Source organism: Serratia plymuthica (genome assembly GCF_018336935.1).
GTDB classification, from domain to species: Bacteria; Pseudomonadota; Gammaproteobacteria; order Enterobacterales; family Enterobacteriaceae; genus Serratia; species Serratia plymuthica_B.
In genome coordinates, this window is the sequence record NZ_CP068771.1 from 368,012 (window position 1) to 383,585 (window position 15,574).

At 59.4% G+C, this 15,574-nt stretch carries 14 protein-coding genes; 9 read left to right on the forward strand and 5 right to left on the reverse strand.

Going from position 1 to position 15,574, the window contains the following annotated elements; all coding sequences use genetic code 11:
- Nucleotides 1–94: 94 nt before the first annotated feature.
- Both JK621_RS01735 and JK621_RS01740 read right to left on the reverse strand, forming a co-directional pair.
- On the reverse strand, nt 95–1,603 hold the full coding sequence (locus JK621_RS01735) for a CoA-acylating methylmalonate-semialdehyde dehydrogenase (RefSeq protein WP_212558386.1): 1,509 nt from the start codon (nt 1,601–1,603) through the stop codon (nt 95–97).
- A 12-nt stretch (nt 1,604–1,615) separates the two neighbouring features.
- On the reverse strand, nt 1,616–2,956 hold the full coding sequence (locus tag JK621_RS01740) for an aspartate aminotransferase family protein (protein ID WP_212558387.1): 1,341 nt from the start codon (nt 2,954–2,956) through the stop codon (nt 1,616–1,618).
- Nucleotides 2,957–3,289: 333 nt separating this feature from the next.
- Between JK621_RS01740 and JK621_RS01745 the strand changes: the two genes are divergently transcribed.
- Complete coding sequence (locus JK621_RS01745) at nt 3,290–4,219, forward strand: LysR family transcriptional regulator (RefSeq protein ID WP_212558388.1); 930 nt, start codon at nt 3,290–3,292, stop codon at nt 4,217–4,219.
- Between the two features lie 181 nt (nt 4,220–4,400).
- Here the strand turns inward: JK621_RS01745 and JK621_RS01750 are convergent, their stop codons facing one another.
- Nucleotides 4,401–5,528 carry an iron-containing alcohol dehydrogenase gene (locus JK621_RS01750; RefSeq protein ID WP_212558389.1) on the reverse strand — a complete coding sequence of 376 codons (1,128 nt, stop codon included), beginning with the start codon at nt 5,526–5,528 and terminating at the stop codon, nt 4,401–4,403.
- A 276-nt stretch (nt 5,529–5,804) separates the two neighbouring features.
- Between JK621_RS01750 and JK621_RS01755 the strand changes: the two genes are divergently transcribed.
- From JK621_RS01755 to JK621_RS01765, 3 genes are all read left to right on the forward strand, one after another.
- On the forward strand, nt 5,805–6,563 hold the full coding sequence (locus tag JK621_RS01755) for a response regulator transcription factor (protein WP_212558390.1): 759 nt from the start codon (nt 5,805–5,807) through the stop codon (nt 6,561–6,563).
- A gap of 221 nt (nt 6,564–6,784) precedes the next feature.
- Nucleotides 6,785–8,086 (forward strand): NAD(P)/FAD-dependent oxidoreductase, encoded by a 1,302-nt coding sequence (locus tag JK621_RS01760; RefSeq protein ID WP_212558391.1) that lies wholly within the window; start codon nt 6,785–6,787, stop codon nt 8,084–8,086.
- A gap of 21 nt (nt 8,087–8,107) precedes the next feature.
- Complete coding sequence (locus tag JK621_RS01765) at nt 8,108–8,473, forward strand: cupin domain-containing protein (protein WP_212558392.1); 366 nt, start codon at nt 8,108–8,110, stop codon at nt 8,471–8,473.
- 41 nt (nt 8,474–8,514) lie between these two features.
- Here JK621_RS01765 and JK621_RS01770 read toward each other — a convergent pair whose 3' ends face one another.
- Together JK621_RS01770 and JK621_RS01775 are read right to left on the reverse strand one after the other, a co-directional pair.
- Nucleotides 8,515–9,321 (reverse strand): alpha/beta fold hydrolase, encoded by an 807-nt coding sequence (locus JK621_RS01770; RefSeq protein WP_212558393.1) that lies wholly within the window; start codon nt 9,319–9,321, stop codon nt 8,515–8,517.
- A gap of 149 nt (nt 9,322–9,470) precedes the next feature.
- Nucleotides 9,471–10,118, reverse strand: a complete 648-nt coding sequence (locus tag JK621_RS01775) for a response regulator transcription factor (protein ID WP_212558394.1) — start codon at nt 10,116–10,118, stop codon at nt 9,471–9,473.
- A 538-nt stretch (nt 10,119–10,656) separates the two neighbouring features.
- Here JK621_RS01775 and JK621_RS01780 point away from each other — a divergent pair.
- Genes JK621_RS01780 through JK621_RS01800 form a run of 5 tightly spaced genes read left to right on the forward strand, consistent with a single transcriptional unit; the run spans nt 10,657 to nt 15,088 of the window.
- Nucleotides 10,657–12,150 carry an APC family permease gene (locus JK621_RS01780; protein WP_212558395.1) on the forward strand — a complete coding sequence of 498 codons (1,494 nt, stop codon included), beginning with the start codon at nt 10,657–10,659 and terminating at the stop codon, nt 12,148–12,150.
- On the forward strand, nt 12,125–12,712 hold the full coding sequence (locus JK621_RS01785; protein ID WP_212558396.1) for a DUF3156 family protein: 588 nt from the start codon (nt 12,125–12,127) through the stop codon (nt 12,710–12,712). The genes JK621_RS01780 and JK621_RS01785 overlap by 26 nt, the downstream gene beginning before the upstream one ends.
- A complete protein-coding gene (locus JK621_RS01790) occupies nt 12,705–13,487 on the forward strand; it encodes an SDR family NAD(P)-dependent oxidoreductase (RefSeq protein ID WP_212558397.1) in 783 nt (260 codons plus the stop codon). The genes JK621_RS01785 and JK621_RS01790 overlap by 8 nt, the downstream gene beginning before the upstream one ends.
- Before the next feature lie 10 nt (nt 13,488–13,497).
- A complete protein-coding gene (locus JK621_RS01795; RefSeq protein WP_212558398.1) occupies nt 13,498–14,295 on the forward strand; it encodes a MoaF C-terminal domain-containing protein in 798 nt (265 codons plus the stop codon).
- A gap of 4 nt (nt 14,296–14,299) precedes the next feature.
- Entirely contained in the window at nt 14,300–15,088 is a 789-nt protein-coding gene (locus JK621_RS01800) for an SDR family oxidoreductase (RefSeq protein WP_212558399.1), read from the forward strand.
- Nucleotides 15,089–15,574 lie beyond the last annotated feature (486 nt).

A 15,574-nucleotide genomic window follows, 5' to 3' on the forward strand; every position in this document is an offset into this window, starting at 1 on the left:
ATGGCATGCCGCTGCCCGCGCCTGATTAAATGGAGCGCGTGGAGAAGAGGGCGAATGTCTTCGCCCCTATAACATCATTATTTTTATTCTGAAATTACCCCTGCCCGGACGGGAAGCTGAAGATGGCATGTTGGGCGTCGCTGGACGAAGGCCAGCGCTGGGTGATGGTTTTGCGTTTGGTGTAAAACCGGACGGCATCCGGGCCGTAGGCGTGCAGATCGCCAAACAGCGATCGCTTCCACCCGCCAAACGAGTGGTAGGCCACCGGGACCGGCAGCGCAACGTTGATGCCTACCATGCCGACCTGAATATGGCTGGAAAAATAACGCGCCGCCTCGCCGTCGCGGGTGAACAGGCAGGTGCCGTTGCCGTATTCGTGGGCGTCAATCATCGCCATCGCCTCCTGCAGCGTGCCGACGCGCACCACGCCCAGCACCGGGCCGAAGATCTCCTCCTGGTAAATCCGCATGCCGGGACGCACGTTATCGAACAGCGTAGGGCCGAGGAAATAGCCCTGGCTGATTTGCCCGTCGTCATCCCGCACCGCCAACGTACGGCCATCGACCACCAGGGTTGCGCCTTCTTCAACGCCTTGTTCGATATAGCCTTTCACCTTCTGATAATGCTGTTGAGTGACCAATGGCCCCATGTCGTTGCGATTGTCGCTGCCGATACCGACGCGCATGGCGGACATTTGCTGCCGCAGCCCGGCAATCAATGCGTCGGCGGTGTCATCCCCCACGGCGACCACCAACGGGATTGCCATGCAGCGCTGGCCGCAGGAGCCGAATGCCGCACCCATCAAGGCGTTGACGCTGCCTGCGATGTCGGCGTCCGGCAGCACCACCGCGTGGTTTTTCGCGCCGCCCAGCGCCTGCACCCGTTTATTTTGGCCGCAGCCGGTATGGTAGATGTGCTCCGCCACCGGCGTCGAACCGACAAAGCTCACCGCCTTGACGCGCGCATCGTGCAGCAGGGTGTCCACCGCTTCGCGATCGCCGTTGACGACGTTCAGCACCCCGGGCGGCAGCCCGGCTTCTGAAGCCAACTGGGCGATATACAGCGTGGAGGAGGGGACGCGTTCGGACGGTTTCAGCACAAAGGTATTGCCGCACACCACCGCCATCGGCCACATCCACAGCGGCACCATGGCCGGGAAGTTGAACGGCGTGATGCCCGCCACTACCCCCAGCGGCTGAAACTCGCTCCAGCTGTCGATACCCGGCCCGGCGTCCTTGCTGTGCTCGCCTTTCAGCAATTCCGGCGCATAGCTGGCGTATTCGATATTCTCGATGCCGCGCTGCAATTCGCCCATGGCATCGCTGAGCACCTTGCCGTGTTCAGCGGTAATCAGCCGGCAGATATGCTCTGCGTGCTGTTCCAGCAGCGCTTTCAGGCGAATCATGATCCTGGCGCGCTTCAGCGGCGGGGTGTCCCGCCAGGCTGGGTAAGCCCGCTCTGCGGCGTCGATGGCGCTTTCCACCGTGGCGGGGTCTGCCAGCAGCACCTGCCGGTGCGAAAGCCCGGTCGCCGGATCGAACACCGATTGACTGCGGGTGCCGCCGGCGGCGGCCTGGCCGTTGATCCAATGTGAAATGGGCATGGCACTCGCTCCTTATTCGGTTGCGTTGAGGGCGTCGCCCAGGGCGTTGATCAGCGAGTCGATCTGCGCCTCGCTGCTGATAAACGGCGGGGCCAGTTGCAGGGTGTCGCCGCCATAGCGGACGTAAAACCCGTTTTTCCAGCAGTGCATCGCCGCCTCATATGGCCTGCGCGCCGCTTCCCCTGGCCGCGCCGCCAGCGTGATGCCCGCCGCCAGGCCAACATTGCGGATATCGGTGACGTGCTTGCAGCCTTGCAAGCCATGTACCGCCTGTTCGAAATAGGGGGCCAGCGCCTGTACCCGTTCGATCATCTGTTCGCGCTCAATGATATCCAGCGTCGCCAGCCCCACGGCACAGCTGACCGGGTGGGCGGAATAGGTATAACCGTGCGGGAATTCGAGCAGGTACTCCGGCTCGTCGGTGTGCATGAAGGCATCGTAAATCGCCGGTTGGACGACCACCGCGCCCATCGGCTGCGCGCCGTTGGTCACCTGTTTGGCGATGTTCATGATGTCCGGCGTGACGCCGAACGCCTCGGCGCCGGTCAAGGCGCCACAGCGGCCGAAGGCGGTGATCACTTCGTCAAAAATAAGCAGGATGTTGTTTTGGCTGCAAATTTCTCGGATACGTTGCAGATAACCGATTGGCGGCACTATCACCCCGGCGGAGCCGGAGAAGGGCTCGATAATCACGGCCGCGATGGTCGACGCATCGCGCAGCGCGATAATTCGATTCAGCTCTTCCGCCAGTTCGGCGCCCTGCGCGGGCATGCCGCGCGAAAAGGCGTTACCCGCCAGCAGGGTATGCGGCAGGTGGTCCGCTTCCGCTCCTGCGCCAAAGGCCTTGCGGTTACCGGCGATGCCGCCCACCGAAATACCGCCAAAGTTAACGCCGTGGTAGCCCTTTTCACGGCCGATAAAACAGGTTTTTCCTGCCTGGCCTTTGGCCCGCCAGTAGGCGCGCGCCATTTTTAACGAGGTGTCGGCCGCTTCTGAGCCGGAGCCGGTGAAAAATACATAATCCAGCCCGGCCGGCGTCATGGCCTTAATTTTATTCGCCAGTTCGAAAGATAATGAATGACCGAATTGAAACGCCGGGGAATAATCCAACCGAGAAAGTTGACGGTGGGCCGCATCGGCAATTTCCTGGCGGCCGTGGCCTAATCCGCAGCACCACAGGCCGGATAAACCGTCGAAGATTTTACGCCCATCCTGGCTGGTATAATAAACGCCTTCAGCGTGACTGATCATTCTTGGGTTGGCTTTAAAATTACGGTTGCCGGTAAACGGCATCCAATGGGCTTCTAACCATTCACGATCGGGTTTATTTTCAGAGTGATGTAAATCAGCCATTTTTCCCTCCGAAGGGGAGAATAGGTACGGTTAATTAAATATACCCGTCATCTTTTAAGTTACAGCGTTGTTATCTGCTTACAAGGCCCATCCATGGTCCTTGCCCTTTCAGGGCCGCTGCAAGCAGCGTTCAAATCTGTTCCCGACATATTTGTCGCTCACCCCAGTTACTTACTTGAGTAAGCGCCTGGGGTGAGCGAACTGGTCGCCTGGCCGTAACTTAAAAGCGATAGGGTATAAATAAACGTGTTAATGAATTGTTGTGTGAAATTGACTATGTTCCGCTTCTTCACTAATGTGAATAATCATATATCGAAACTTACTTAAGGTTTTATGCAAGTAAAAAAACGCGCGCTTTTAGGGCAGTTGTCGGATATGGATCTGCGGTTGCTGCGGGTGTTTAAAGCGGTGGTCGACTGCGGAGGAATGAGCGCCGCCGAGCTGGAGCTGAATATCAGCCTGTCGACCATCAGCAAACATATCAAGGATCTGGAGCAAAGGCTGGGGCTGACGCTGTGCCAACGCGGGCGGGAAGGTTTCGCCGTCACCGATGAAGGGCTGTTGATTTACCAGGAAACCACCAACCTGCTGGCGGCCACCGAGGCTTTCCGCCGTGGGGTGGATGACGTGCATCGACGCATGGGCGGCCAGCTGCACGTGGCAATATTTGATCATACCGTCAGTAATCCGCAGGCGCATATCGGCCGGGCAATTGCGTTATTCAGCGAGCGTGCGCCGGATGTGTCTTTGCAAATGTACGTGGAACCGATAAATACCATTGAGCGTGGCGTTATTGACGGGCAGTTTCAGATTGGCGTTATTCCAATGCACCGCAGTGCGGAAAGTTTATCTTATAGTTCTTTATTCAATGAGAGGATGTTCTTATATTGCGGCACGCAGCATGAGTTATTTTCCTCTCCTCACGATATGCTGAATTGGGATCTGTTGCACAATTATGCCTTTGCAGGGTTGGGCTACCATTCGCCGAATATGGCGTTAAGTTTGCAGCAGCATTTGCAGCGCAAGGCGACGGGTTTTGCTCAGGAGTCGATAGCGACCTTAATCCTCTCCGGCAAGTATGTCGGCTTTCTTCCCGACCACTATGCGGCGTTTTTCGTCGCGCAGAACATGATGCGGGCAATCAAACCGGAGCTGTTCCGCTACCACTGCGAATATTCCTGCGTGGTACGGCGTTCACCCAGCCCGCAACGGGTGGTGAAGGTATTCCACGAGTGCCTGCTGGCGGCGCATGAGGCGGGGTGAACGCTTATTCCCGGCCTTCGGCGCCGCGTGTTTCTGAAGGCGGTTTACTGGTCGTCTTCCTTTTTCTTGCCAAAAATCTTTAGCAGCACGCCTACCAGAATGCCAATGGCGATGCCGGTAAAAATCCAGCTGATGATACCCATGTTCGATCTCCCGCTATTGCTTTGATCTCATTATATTATCATTCGACGCGGAATGCGCCTTCGATCATCTGTTGCCGTTGCGCGGCGGTATAGTCGATCAACGAGTTTTTGCTGTTGGATTTCTCCAGCGTCACCGCCAGTTCGCCGCTGGAAATCGGCAGGTCATCCTGCCAGAACGGCGCGATGGCGTTGCGGGTAATAAACTCGATCAGATAGCGTTCCGGGCTGTCTTGCTGTTCGGGAAACAGCCGTGCGGCCAGATCGCTCATCAGCGCGCGCTGTTGCGGCTGCTCGCTTTGCGCCAGCAGTTCGAGGAAGGGCAACAGCAGGCGGCCGCAGACCTGGCCGTGGTGGTAATCGTGCAGCGCGCCAATTTCGCCGGCAATGCCGTGGATCACCCCCAGCCCGGCGGCGCTCAGCGTCAGCCCGCCAAGGTACGAGGCCTGCATGATGGCTTCACGGGCGCGATCGCTGCGGTTGAGCGACGGCCAGGCGTCCAGGAAATGGCGGATGCCGGCCAGCGACATCTCGCGCGTCATGGCGCTGGCGGTTTTGGACAAATAGGCTTCGAACAGGTGGGTAAAAGCGTCGATGGCGCAGTAAGCCAGCACCTTGTCCGGCGCGCCCTGCAGCAGCTGCGGATCCAGGATGGCGGTATGCGGCACGAAGTTGTTATGGCGCAGCGAGGCTTTCACCTTGCTGAGCCGGGTGTCGGTGATCACCGCATTCTGGGTCACTTCACTGCCGGTGCCGGCAGTGGTCGGGATGGCGATCAGCGGCAGGGTGGCGCCGCTGATTTTGCTATCGCCGATCTTTTCCATATAGCGCAGCGTCGGCAGCGGGTGTTCCACCAAGGCAGCAAACGCCTTGGCGGCATCCAGCACGCTGCCGCCGCCAATGGCCACCACGCGCAATGCCTTGCCGCGCCAGCGTGCGACCCAGGCGTCGATCTCCTGCGGCGAGGCTTCGTGGCTGACGATCTCGGTGCCGATCAGCAGCGGCGTCAGGGCATCGGCCAACGAGGCATACACCGCGCCATTGAGGAACGAGCGGCAGCTGAACAGCAATGTCGGCTGGGGATCGGCGGCCAGTAGTGGGATCAGTTGGCTAATACTGCCGTGGCCGAACCAGGTATGTCGGTTGGCGATCGTCAGGCTGGTGGTCATGTTCTCTCCTTGGCGCGGTAAAATCACAGCATAAGCCAGCATCGGCGGGTGAACCACTGCTTTTCACTGCCGGAAACCCATTCGTTAATATATTAACCGGGTCCGTACGCGACGGGGCGCCATAATCTGGCGAAGCTGTGATTTGTTTAGCATGTGAGCAAGCGAAACCTTGCATTTGGCGCCGTTGAGTGCATTTTATAACAAGTGGGCCATGACACCGCCGGTTTTATCCGGAACAAGGTGATTGTTAATTTATTAATGATGGCGAGGGCGGAGATGAATATTCAGGTCGAACGGTTATCGACGGTGATTGACGCGGTAGCGACCCCCAGGTTTTATCCCAACCTGTTGGCCTGGATGGAAGCTTTCTTCGCCTTCGACAACGCCATTGTTTATGCCTTCGAACGCGGCCGTGCGCCGCGTTGCCTGCTCAAAACCGAGCGAGAAAACAGCGATGCGGTCAACCAAATCTACCAGCAGGGCGCTTACCTGCAGGATCCGTTTTATCAGGTGCTGAACGGCGGCGGCAGCGGCGAGGTGTTTTCGCTGCGCCAGTTGGCGCCGTGCGGTTTCTATCACACTGACTATTACCGTAATTTCTACCGTAAAACCGGCTGGCACGACGAGGCCGGCGTGCTGCTGCCATTGACGCCGGAACGCGGATTAGGGGTGTTTTTCGGTTCGGCGCGCCAGGCGGTGGGGGTACGTTATCCGCAACTGGCTGAGCTGAAGAGTGCGTTGACGCTGCTCAAAAGCATCGCGCGCCTGCATGGCGAAGTGGTGGCGGCGCCGGCCGATGTTGCTACGGTGAACGACGACGGCGCGCAGGCGCGTTATCTGTTGACGCCACGTGAGCGCGAGATTGTCGATCTGATCCTCGCCGGCTGCGGTTCGCAGCAAATCGCCGATCGGCTGTTCATCAGTCTGGGAACGGTGAAAAACCACCGCAAGAACATCTACGGCAAGCTGGCGATTGGTTCGCAGGCCGAGCTGTTCAATCTGCTGTTGGCCACCCCGCTGCGCCGCAGCGCCTGAGTGCATCGATCTATCCCCTATAGCTTTCGAACTACAGCCAGGCGGCAAGGACGAGAGTCCCCAGGAGCTTACTTAGGTAAGTGACTGGGGTGAATGTCAGCAGCCAACAACGCTGTAGTTTGAAAGATGAAGGGGAAAAATGTCCCTAAAGGGACATGGCGACGTCGCGCCCACCTCCCGATAATCCGCTGTTATGGCATAGGGTCTTCGGGAGTGCGGCAGTGAACAATAATATCGAATCGTTAACCTACTACGCGGCAACCAAAAAGTACGATTTGCGCTTCCCGACGCTGGAAGACGATCTGGACGTTGACGTGGTGATCATCGGCGGCGGTTTCTCCGGTATCAACACCGCGCTGGAGCTGGCGGAGCGGGGCATCACCAACATCGCCATTCTGGAGGGGCGCCATCTGGGCTACGGCGGCACCGGGCGCAACGGCGGGCAGGTGATGGCCGGCATCGGTCACGATCTGGAGAAAATCAAACGTCACGTCGGCCCATCCGGGCTGGAAACCCTGTTCAAAATCAGCAACCTCGGCGCCGGCATTATCCGTGAGCGCATCAAGAAATACGCTATCGACGCCGATTTCCGCTTTGGCTACGGCTACCTTGGCAGCAATGCGCGCCAGGAGAAAACCCTGCGCAGCTGGCTGAAAGAGTTCCAGGCGGTATCGCCGAATGAAGAGATCGAACTTTATACCGGTGCGGAGGTGAAGCAGGTGGTGGGATCTGACGCCTACACCTGCGCATTGAAACACATGGGCGGCGGGCACGTGCATTCGCTCAACCTGCTGTTGGGCGAGGCCAAGGCATTGAGCGGCTACGGCGTGAAAATCTTCGAAAACAGCAGCGTGCTTGACGTCGAGTACGGTTCGCGCATTAAGGTTCGCACCGCCATGGGCTCGGTGCGCGCCAACAAGATGCTGTGGGCATGCAACGGCTTTCTCAACGGCATGGAGCCGTTCATCCATAACAAAACCATCAATACCTACGCTTTCCAGTTGGCGACCGAACCGCTGCCCGAAGAGCTGATCCGGCTTATCAGCCCGATCCGCGGCGCCTACAGCGACATTCGCCCGGTGATCGATTACTACCGTGTCACCAATGAAAACCGCCTGCTGTTCGGCAGCGCCACCCGGTTGATCGAATACATCCCGGCGGATCTCAAAGCCTGGAACCGCAATCTGATGCTGAAAGTGTTCCCGTACCTGCATGACGTGAAGATCGATCTGGCCTGGGGTGGGCCGCTGTGTTGCAGCGCTAACCTGTTCCCGCAGATCGGCACCTTGCCGCAGCACGACAACGTGTTCTACGTACAGGGCTATTCCGGCTTTGGCGTGACGCCAAGCCATATCGTTTGCAAGGTGCTGGCGGAGGGCATGAGCGAAGGATCCGATCGTTACGATCTGATGAGTTCGATCCCGCACGTCAACATCTTCGGCAAAGATCGGCTACGCCGGGTGATGACCACTGCCGGCAAGGTTTGGCACCAGACATCCGGCTACTGGAAAGGCCGTCGTTAATTCTTATCAGAGGAGAAAGACATGAAACCATTATTGCTTAAGCAGCCGCTGCCTGAACTGCTGGAGATTGGCAGCGTCAGCAACCTGGGCGCCAGAGTGATCGCCGGTTCACCGAACGTCGGGGTCGCGACTATTTTCGGTGAGCCGACCGACAACCTGAACTGCGGCGTTTTCAGCTGTACGCGCGGCACCTTTGTGATGGAGTATCCGTTTGCCGAACACGCCACGGTGTGGGAAGGCACCGCGACGCTGACCGATGAGAGCACCGGGCAGTCCGTGCAGTATCAGGCAGGGGATTCGTGGTTTGTCGAGAAGGGCACGCCGGTGCGGTGGGAAATCACCTCAGATCGTTTTGTAAAACACTATCTCGCCATCGTCGAAGGCTGATCTCCGCGTTATCCCCTCTCCGCAGGGAGAGGGGAAATCCGCTATCCCAGCACCCGCTCAATAAAATCGGTGACCCGCTTCAATATCTGATCTTTGTTGGTCTCGTTAAAACTCTCATGCCGCCCGCCGGGGTTGATCATGGCGTCGAAATCGCTGCCCTTCAGCCGATTGATGGCGGTCTGCGATTCGGCCATCAGCACCAGCCGATCGTCATCGCCGTGTATCCACAGCGTAGGCAGCGCGCCGAAACCCGGCCCTGCGTTGATTTTTGCCAGGATCTGCTGCATGGCGCGCAGCGTCGGTCGTTTGAATGGCCCGTGCCACACCAAGGGATCGGCCTGATAGGCTTCGCCAACGGCCGGATCGCGCGACAGAGTGGCGGTATCCAGCGGTTCGTTCGGAATAGCGGGCAGATCAAGCAAGTCGGAGATCTGGGTTCTTTCGCCGAGCAACGGACCGGACAGCACCAGCGCACGCACACCATCGCCATGACGTTGAACGTAACGGGTGGCGATCATGCCGCCCATCGAATGGCCGATGACCACCAGCGGTACGTCTGGGTGCAGCTGCTGAAAATGCACCACTACGCGGTGAACGTCGTCGACTACCGCATCATAATCCTCAATCAAGACGCGCTCGCCTTGCGACAGCCCGTGGCCGAGATGGTCGGGGCCGAACACGCGTGCGCCCTGTGCCTCCAGCGTACGTGCCACGTACTGATAACGGCCGAGATGCTCGCCGTAACCGTGTACCAGCAGCGCCAGAAAGCGCGGCCGATCGTGGCGCCAGTCATGTACCGCAATGTCGCCCTGGTCACCTTTGATAAAGCTAATCTTTTGTTCAGACATCGTATTTTCTCATCGGTAGGATAACGGAAACCTTATTCAGCGTAGCGGCAAAGCGGGAAGGTGCAGGGGCGCAACGTGCGGTGCCGCAGAGGGAGCTTAGAGTTCGGGGCGCCACGTCCGTGAAGCCATAAGCAATCGCTATGGGTTAATTAACCCCGGGCAATAAAGCTGCTGGCCACCAATTCGGTGCGGTTCACTACCTCGGTTTTGGCAAAGATATTGCGCATATGGGTTTTCACCGTCGAAAGTGAAATGCCCAGTTTCAGAGCGATGCGTTTATTGCTGGCCCCCTCGCGCACCATATTGACGATCTCCTGCTCCTTGGCGGTCAGCAACTGGGTTTCGCCACCGGGCAGCAGATCGCGCGTCGCCAGTTCTATCAGCGGCAGTACCGCCCGCAGGCGGCCGCGCTCCACTTCGGTAAACGGCGTATCGCGGATCAAAGACACCCCGGCGATGATGCGTTTACGCTGGCGGATAAAAATCTCCGTCATATCGCGCATGTCATTCGGCAGCATAAAGTCATGATAATAGTGGCGGTTATTGGCGATCGCCGCCGGGCTCATGCCGACCATGCTGATATCCTGCTGGTGGAAATTGGCGGGTTTGAGCGGATCAATCTGCTGAAAATGGGTCAAATATTGCTGATGCGTTTTATCGGAAATGCCGTGCAGAATATAGTGGTCGGGCCGCAGATCTTGATTGACCAGGTAAAACACCCCGGCGGATACCGGGATCAAATGCGCAATGGTGGTCAGACAGCTGCTGATAAAGGCATCGGATGATGTGCTGTGCATGATTCATTTCCCTCCTTACCTGCCCTGCGATCTGGAGAATGCGTCGTTCACTATATGAACGATGTCAGCATAATTGTCGCAATTCCGTAACACAATAAGAACATATTAACAACGTGAGCCTGATTGCAATAAAATACATAAATAACAAGGCGACGACTCAGGGTTGGCAGGAGGGTTGGCGGCCTTGCGTCAATATTTTGTTCATATGTTAATGAATGGGGCGCATCCTTCCCGCTGAATTTAAAGTGATTTCCCCCTGCCGCCGGTTAGCGCCCCCTTTCCGCCGGCAACCGGAGGCTCGTTCCTGAGAACGATGGACAGACGTATGTTCTCCGCATCCTCTCGAAAACCCCCTCGGCGAGACTCAAACCATAACGGCTCGCCGGGCTAAAAGGTAAGACGAAAAAGCTATGGTGCGGCCTCGTCCTTAAGGACGATAGCCAGTATTTTCCTTTCCTCTCTATAGTGAGATCACCGCTACCGGCGGCATAAACCTGCACAAACCACACCAGGGCAAAAACTATAAGAGGAACTACCCATGAACCTGTCGTCGCGGCTTCATGCCCACCTTGAACGGGGCAAGGTCGGATTCCCCACTACGCTGGCCAGCTCGGTCGGGGTGATTATGGCCAGTCCGGTGATCCTCACCGTCACCAGCGGTTTCGGCATGGGCGGCGACACCTTCGCGCTGGCGATGCTGATCGCCTTTATCATGATGCAAGCCCAGCTCACCACCTTCTCGGAGGCGGCGGCGATGCTGCCGACCTCCGGCTCGGTGTATGACTATATCGCCTGCGGCATGGGGCGATTTTTTGCCATTACTGGCGCGCTGTCGGCCTATCTGATCGTGCATATCTTTGCCGGCACCGCCGAAACCATTCTTTCCGGCATCATGGCGCTGGTGAATTTCGAACACCTCAACACCCTGATGGAAACCCACAACACCTCCTGGATGATTGGCGTCGGGTTGGTGATCCTGTTCGGCCTGCTCAATGCGTTTGGCATCGAGGCGTTCGGCAAGGCGGAGATCGTGCTGACTTTCGCCATGTGGAGCACGCTGGTGATCTTCGGGATCGCCGGGCTGCTGTCGCCGCATGCGGTGCCGCTGGAAGGTTGGTTCGGCAGCACGTTGAGTCTGAGCGATCCCTTTGCGGTGTTCAGCCTGATCGGTATGGCGATGTTTATGTTTGTCGGTTGTGAACTGGTGACGCCGATGGCGCCGGAGATCAAAGGCTCCGCCAGCGTGATCCCGCGCGCCATGTCGCTGGGGCTGTGCGGCGTGGCGGTCTGCATGGCGCTTTACGGCGCCGCGCTCAGCCATCAGGTGGATAACGTGGTGGTGGATGCCGCCAACGGCGTTCACTTGCTGGATACGCCGATGGCGATCCCGGCTTTTGCCGGGCAGGTTATGGGCGAGTTCGGCAAATATTGGCTCGGTATCGGGCTGCTGCTGGCCGGGGCCGCCACCATTAATACGCTGATGGCGGCGGTGCCGCGCATTCTGTACGGCATGGCGCTGGACGGCGCGCTGCCGCGCATCTTCGCTTATCTGCATCCGCGCTTTAAAACCCCGGTGGTGGGCATTCTGGTGGCGGTGCTGATCCCCTGCGTACACGCCTTCGTCATTCAGGGCAATCTCGAGCGCATCATTCCCCTGGTGCTGGCGGCGGTGTGCGCCTGGGGCGTGGCCTATCTGTTGGTGACTTGCTCAGTGGTGATCCTGCGTATCCGCCGGCCGGATCTGCCGCGCGCCTACAAATCGCCGTGGTTCCCGCTGCCGCAAATCGTCTCCAGCATCGGCATTGTGCTGGCGATTATCTACATCACTCCGCCGGGCATGAATCCGCGTGACGTCTATATTCCTTTCAGCATCATGATCGGCCTGACCGCCGTCTATGCGCTGTTCTGGACGCTGTGCGTGCAGAAGGTCAACCCGTTCAAGCCGGTGCCGGTCGAGCAGGTGCTGGAAACCGCCTTCGCCAAAACGGAAAACGAGGAGGCGCAGTATGATCGGCTTACTTCCCTCACTTAATCGCGTGTGGCAGCGGGCGCCTGCGGGTTATCAGCCGGGGGTGACGCTCACTCGGCTGGCGCAAAATCTGCAGCCCTATGCCTGCGAACGCCTGGCGCCGTGCCAACTGCGCTTGACGCTGCCGCAGGGACAGGTGGTTGAGGTCAGCGAACGGGTCAGCTCGCTGTTTATGGCGCATATCGTCAGCCACCGCTTCCGCCTGCAGGGGGCAAGCCGGTTGGCCGAGCCGCTGACGCTGCGCGTCACCGCCGGGGGTTGGCTGCGGCGGCGGGACGTGGTTTATCGCGCCACCCGCGGCAATGCCACGGCGCAGCGGGTGATCGACGCCTTGCAGCGTTATCCGCAGATTGGCCAGACGCTGACGCAGCTCGATTTCCGCAGTATCCAACTGAGGGTGGCCGACGGCCGCTGGCGGCTGGATATCGAACATTTTGCCGCGTCTGAAGTGGTCAGCCGTTTGCCGGCCGGCCGTCGCTACCTGCGGCTGGAGCCGGAACAGCGGCGGTTGCTGCTGAGCAGCCTGCTGATGATCGGCCAACTGATGGAGAAGCTCAATGAGTAGAGTCGTAGTGATTACCGGCGGCGGCACCGGCGTGGGCGCCGCCTGCGCCCGGCTGCTGGCGGCCCAGGGCGATCGGGTGTTTATCGTCGGCCGCCGCCGCGAACCCTTGGCGCTGCTGGCGGAGGACATCGGCGCCGTGGCGCTGGTGGGCGACGCGTCGAGCGGTGAAAGTTGGAACGCCACCCTGCTGCCGACCATTTTGCAGCAGGCCGGGCGCATAGATTGTCTGATCGGTTGCGCCGGCGGTATGGGGTTTGGGCGCATTACCGAGATGAGTGACGCGCAGTGGCAAGGCGCGCTGGACAGCAATCTCAACAGCGCGTTCGCCAGCGCGCGCGCCTGCCTGCCGGAACTGGTGAAAACCGGCGGCAACCTGCTGTTTGTCGCCTCTATCGCTTCGCTGGCCGCCGGGCCGGAGGTGTGCGGTTACGTCACCGCCAAACATGCGCTGATCGGGCTGATGCGTTCCATCGCCCGCGATTATGGCCCGCTCGGGGTACGCGCCAATGCGGTGTGCCCCGGTTGGGTGACCACGCCAATGGCGGACGAGGAGATGCAACTGCTGATGGACGCCCATCAGATCTCGCTGGAGCAGGCTTACCGGATGGTGTGCCGCGACGTGCCGCTGCGTCGCCCGGCCAGCGCGGAGGAAATCGCCGGCATCTGCCGTTTTCTCTGCTCGGCCGAGGCGTCAATCATTACCGGTGCGGCGCTGGTGGCCGATGGCGGCTCTACCGTCGTCGACGTGCCGACGTTGGCTTTTACTTCCCTTTAAGGAGAGTCAGATGAGTTCAGAAGCGGTATTTATTCAGGTTGGCGCACTGGCTGAGGGCTTTGCGCCGCACAGCAATACGCTGGAACGGCAACTGGGGCTGAGCGGCAGCACGCTGACATTGCATTTTGCCGAGGGCGAAACGCTGAAGTGCCATTTTACCGATGACCAAACGCTGAACTGGGGCGCGCACGCGGGTATCGCTTATCGCGCCACCAGCATTCGTTCCGGCATTTTGTTTATCGATTTTCTCGATCCTTCACGAGACAACGCCAGCATGACGCTGGTATGCGATCGCAATCAGGGCAATTTCACCCTGGTGTACGGTCAATTGCCGGACGAGCAGCAAACCCGGCTGGATGCGTTTAGCCGCGTTGAACAAGGGTTGCCGCTCACGGCGGTCAACGCCGAGTTCCGCTTCGGCACGCTGGATAGTGCGGCCGCCGCGCTGCCGCATTTCACCGACGAACTGATCGGCATGCGCAATATGTACACCTACAGCCCGACCGAGCGTTACGAGCACATCTACCTGAACGACAATTTTTACGCCTGGCAGTGTCTGGACGGGGTAGAGAAAGGACTGGCGGACGTCGATCGTTGCCATTACGTGAAAGTCGCCGAGCAGCTGTACCTGTTCGTGTGGCGCGAGAAGATCGTGCCGACGCTGGGGGTGGTGATGATCGATCTGCAGGCGATGCGCACCGACGGCAAGATCCTCGGCTATCAGGGCAGCGACTTCAGCGCGCTGAGCAACTTTGCGGTGGGCGCCCATGCGCAGGTGCTGAACATCACTCGCCATCCAAGAGGATAAGCCGATGAACGCAACCTATGCGGCCGATGCCTTCAGCGGCCAGGTGGTGTTGGTGACCGGCGGCGCTCAGGGCATTGGGCTGGCGATTGTCAGCGCCTTTGCCCGCCTGGGCGCGACGGTGGTGATGGCCGATCTGCAACTGCGCAAGGCGCAGGATGCGGCGGAGACTTTGCAACGGCAAGGTTGGCGGGTGCAGGCGATGGCCTGCGATGTGGCTAACGCGGTGCAGATTGCCGAACGGGTCGCGGCAGTGGGGGAGCAATATCAGCGGCTGGACGTGGTTATCCACAATGCGGCCTACTTCCCGCTGACGCCGTTTGCCGACATTGACGCCCCGCTGTTGCAACGCACGCTGAGCGTTAATCTGATGGCGCCGTTCTTTCTGGCGCAGGCGGCGCTGCCGTGGATGCGGCGCCAGGGCGGCTGCATGCTGGTGACCTCGTCGGTGACCGGGCCGCGGGTGGCTTATCCGGGGCTGGCGCATTACGCCGCTTCAAAGGCGGGCGTGAACGGGTTTATTCGCGCGGCGGCGCTGGAGCTGGCACCGGCGGGCATTCGGGTTAACGGCGTGGAGCCGGGGATGATCCGCACGCCGGCAATGGCCAATTTGGGCGGCGCGGCGGTCAATCAGGCGATTGCCGCCGCAGTCCCGCTCGGGCGGCTGGGGGAGCCGGAAGACATCGCCGCGGCGATGGTGTTTCTCGCCTCGCCGGCGGCGGCCTATATCACCGGCCAGACGCTGGTGGTGGACGGCGGCGCCTTGCTGCCGGAAGTGAATTCTCTGCTTACTTGACGCTGCAGCGTTGTTGGCTGAAGGCCTACATAGCTGCGCCGAATCGTGCTACAGGTGGGGTCATGCAGAACGCCGACACGCCGTGAACCCGTCCCTGGGGGCTCGTATCGCGCATCCCTGCGCTCAACGGTCGGCTGACCTGCCATGACCCCACCCTCCTCAAGCTTAGGGTGTAGCGGTATTAAACACAGCTATCTAGCGGTAGCGTTGTTGGCTGCAGGCCTACATAGCTGCGCCGAATCGTGCTACAGGTGGGGTCATGCAGAACGCCGACACGCCGTGAACCCGTCCCTGGGGGCTCGTATCGCGCATCCCTGCGCTCAACGGTCGGCTGACCTGCCATGACCCACCCTCCTCAAGCTTAGGGTGTAGCGGTATTAAACACAGCTATCTAGCGGTAGCGTTGTTGGCTGCTGGCCTACATAGCTGCGCACGAATCGTGCTACAGGTGGGGGTCATGCAGAACGCCCACCCACCGCAAGCTTG